Source organism: Sulfurovum sp., assembly GCF_049668085.1.
GTDB lineage: Bacteria > Campylobacterota > Campylobacteria > Campylobacterales > Sulfurovaceae > Sulfurovum.
In genome coordinates, this window is sequence record NZ_JBATIY010000003.1 from 1 (window position 1) to 2683 (window position 2683).

Annotated in this window: 3 protein-coding genes and 2 pseudogenes; 2 read left to right on the plus strand and 3 right to left on the minus strand. The window is 39.4% G+C overall.

Annotated features, from left to right (window positions below; translation table 11 throughout):
• Both WBM70_RS00065 and WBM70_RS00070 read left to right on the plus strand, forming a co-directional pair.
• Positions 1–112: pseudogene (locus tag WBM70_RS00065) on the plus strand (phosphoribosylanthranilate isomerase); the annotation flags it as partial.
• A complete protein-coding gene (locus tag WBM70_RS00070; protein ID WP_424556475.1) occupies positions 96–890 on the plus strand; it encodes a 3'-5' exonuclease in 795 nt (264 codons plus the stop codon). The pseudogene WBM70_RS00065 and the gene WBM70_RS00070, both read left to right, overlap by 17 nt.
• Positions 891–896: 6 nt before the next feature.
• Here the strand turns inward: WBM70_RS00070 and WBM70_RS00075 are convergent, their stop codons facing one another.
• From WBM70_RS00075 to WBM70_RS00085, 3 genes and pseudogenes are all read right to left on the minus strand, one after another.
• Positions 897–1550, minus strand: coding sequence for an EI24 domain-containing protein (locus tag WBM70_RS00075; RefSeq protein ID WP_424556476.1), 654 nt, complete (start codon positions 1548–1550; stop codon positions 897–899).
• A gap of 18 nt (positions 1551–1568) precedes the next feature.
• A complete protein-coding gene (locus tag WBM70_RS00080) occupies positions 1569–2093 on the minus strand; it encodes a gamma carbonic anhydrase family protein (RefSeq protein ID WP_424556477.1) in 525 nt (174 codons plus the stop codon).
• Positions 2093–2683: pseudogene (locus tag WBM70_RS00085) on the minus strand (RNA degradosome polyphosphate kinase); the annotation flags it as partial. The gene WBM70_RS00080 and the pseudogene WBM70_RS00085, both read right to left, overlap by 1 nt.

The window sequence follows — 2683 nt, forward strand, 5'->3', positions numbered from 1 at the left end:
AAAACAGCTTGGTTTTTACGGTGTAGATGTCAGTTCTGGTGTAGAATTGATCAAAGGTAAAAAAGACCCTAAAAAAGTGAAACAATTTATAGCTAATGCAAAAAGTCTTTGAAGAATTAACGATAGCATTTCGTAAAAATGACGGGGTGTTACATGAAGAGCAATATAAACATATCGTTACCAAGCATACGACATTGTTGGAAGATTCCGAAACGATCTTTATTCTTCTCCAGGCTTCAGGCTATCCTATTTCACAATTGGATGATGAACATTATAGACTAGAGACGTGTTTTACCCCACATACAGAACAACGTTACTGTGTGATAGATATAGAAACCAATGGTTCTAAACCAGGTACCTCTCAAGTGATAGAGATCGGTGCGGTAATGTTACAGAACGGTGAAGTGATAGACCGTTTTGAAACCTTTGTTGAGTGTGCTTTTCTACCGGAATATATTACCAAGATCACAGGCATTGAACCCACAGACCTTATAGGTGCACCTACAAGAAAAGAAGCGCTGACAGCCTTAAGACATTTTATGGGTGATGCAGTATTTGTCGCACATAATGCCAACTTTGATTACACTTTTTTAAATGCCTCTTTTGACAGATTTGGTTTAGGGCATATAGGTAATCTTAAGTTATGTACGATTGATCTTGCACGGCGTACTTTTGAGAGCGAACGTTATGGGCTTGCCTATCTGATAGATTTTTTAGAGATTGAGACGGCTACACATCATCGTGCCTATAGCGATGCTGTCTGTGCTGCAAAGGTGATGGAAAAAAGTTTAGAAACCCTTCCGGAGTATGTAAAAAGTGTGGATGAGTTATTGCGTTTTTCAATTTCCAGCAAAAAAGAGAGAAGGATAAAAAAAGAGAAACAGAGTTAGAAAACGCTATTTCTCTTCTTTTAAAATATGGTGTAAAAAAAGTATCTGTGCAAAAACAGGTGCAAAGATATTGACCAATGGCACATAGTTAAAAAGTGCAGCAATCATGGCTAAAACTCTTGTTTTCTTTCTTTTCTCTTTAAGCACTTTTTTGTCGTTAATAAAGAGTGCCCCCACATCATAAATCGTAGGTTCTTTCAGTAAAATAGACCATAGATAGAGTATGACCACTTGACCAAAAATAGGAATGAAGAGTAAAGGGAGTGTAATGATAAAAAGGAATAGAAAGACAATACTGGCTTTCAATGTCAAGAGTATGGAAGTAGTGATATCTGCACTGCCGACCACAGGAACATCCGGATAGTGTTTTTGGGCCAAGGCTATGAGTAGTTTTTCACTATAAAGTGATGTCAGCAATGCTACGATAATAATAAAAAGCATATAGGCAACTGAAAATGTTGCTACTGATGCACCGGATGTCTGCAGCCATTCCCATGGAATCCATGAGAGATATGAAGAGATAAGGCTTGTTAATGCACCCCACATATTCCATGTAAGCAGCAGCGTAACGGCTAATGAAATGAATCCTATTTTGATTACGAAGAGGATGACCTCTTTGGAGAGCATATCTTGTAAGCTTTTGGTTATGATCTGTTTCATTTTTTTACTATGGCCTTTTTACTGATATTCATTTTTAAAATCGACATAACGTTTCGCAGAAGCATAGAGCTCAGCCACTTCTTCCTCTGTTAATTCACGTACGACTTTTGCAGGACTTCCCATAATAAGACTTCTAGGAGGAAAGATTTTATTTTTAGTGACAAGGGCAGAGGCACCTACGATGGACTCTTTACCTATGACAGCGCCGTCAAGAATAGTAGCTGACATACCTATGAGACAGGCATCTTCTATGGTGCAGCCATGAAGCATCACACGATGACCTACAGTAACATCATTACCTATCACTGTAGGATGACCATCTGACATATCTGCTTTTTTGTGATGCGTCACATGCACCATGCTAAGGTCTTGGATATTGCTTCTGTCTCCTATGGTAATGTGGTGCACATCACCACGAACCACAGATCCAAACCATACAGCAGAGTCCTCTCCCATACTCACGCGTCCGATCACTGAAGCCCCTTCAGCGATCCAAGCATTGGGTCCGAGTTTGGGTGTCCATTCTTTAAATTTTATGAGCATTAACTCTCCTTCAATATACGATTTGCCAAGCGGCTTACATAGTTGGGTGTTACTTTTTTTGTTTTATCATGGATCTTGTTCACATACTCTTCTAAGACATTATGGTTATTGACCGTTTTACCCAAAGAAGGGACTTTAGTGTAGTTACCATCTTCCTGCAGTTCCCAGCGTAAAGTATTGTCAGCAAGTTGCAGCATGAGTATCTGCTCTATCTTTTGTGCAAGTGTTTCCTCTAAAATAGGTGTCATGAGCTCTACACGTCTCACAAGGTTACGAGGCATGAGGTCTGCCGAAGAAATGTAACATTTGACCTTGTCATGTTTAAAGAAGTAGACACGTGCATGTTCTAAGTATTTTCCTATCACTGAAGAGACCGTAATGTTTTCACTGATACCTTTGATACCTGGTTTTAAGCAACAGATGCCACGGATGATAAGGTCAACCTTACATCCTTCTTGTGAAGCAATGTAGAGTGCTTTGATGATATCCATATCCACTAGAGAGTTGGCTTTAAGTATGATGTGACCTTCAGCGCCATGTTTACGCTCTTTTTCTATGAGTTTGATGAGCTTAGGTTTGATCTGCGTAGG

Coding starts and splice junctions, on each gene's coding strand:
- WBM70_RS00070 (WP_424556475.1), top strand. CDS start 96: ATGCAAAAAGTCTTTGAAGAATTAACGATAGCATTTCGTAAAAATGAC.
- WBM70_RS00075 (WP_424556476.1), bottom strand. CDS start 1,550: ATGAAACAGATCATAACCAAAAGCTTACAAGATATGCTCTCCAAAGAG.
- WBM70_RS00080 (WP_424556477.1), bottom strand. CDS start 2,093: ATGCTCATAAAATTTAAAGAATGGACACCCAAACTCGGACCCAATGCT.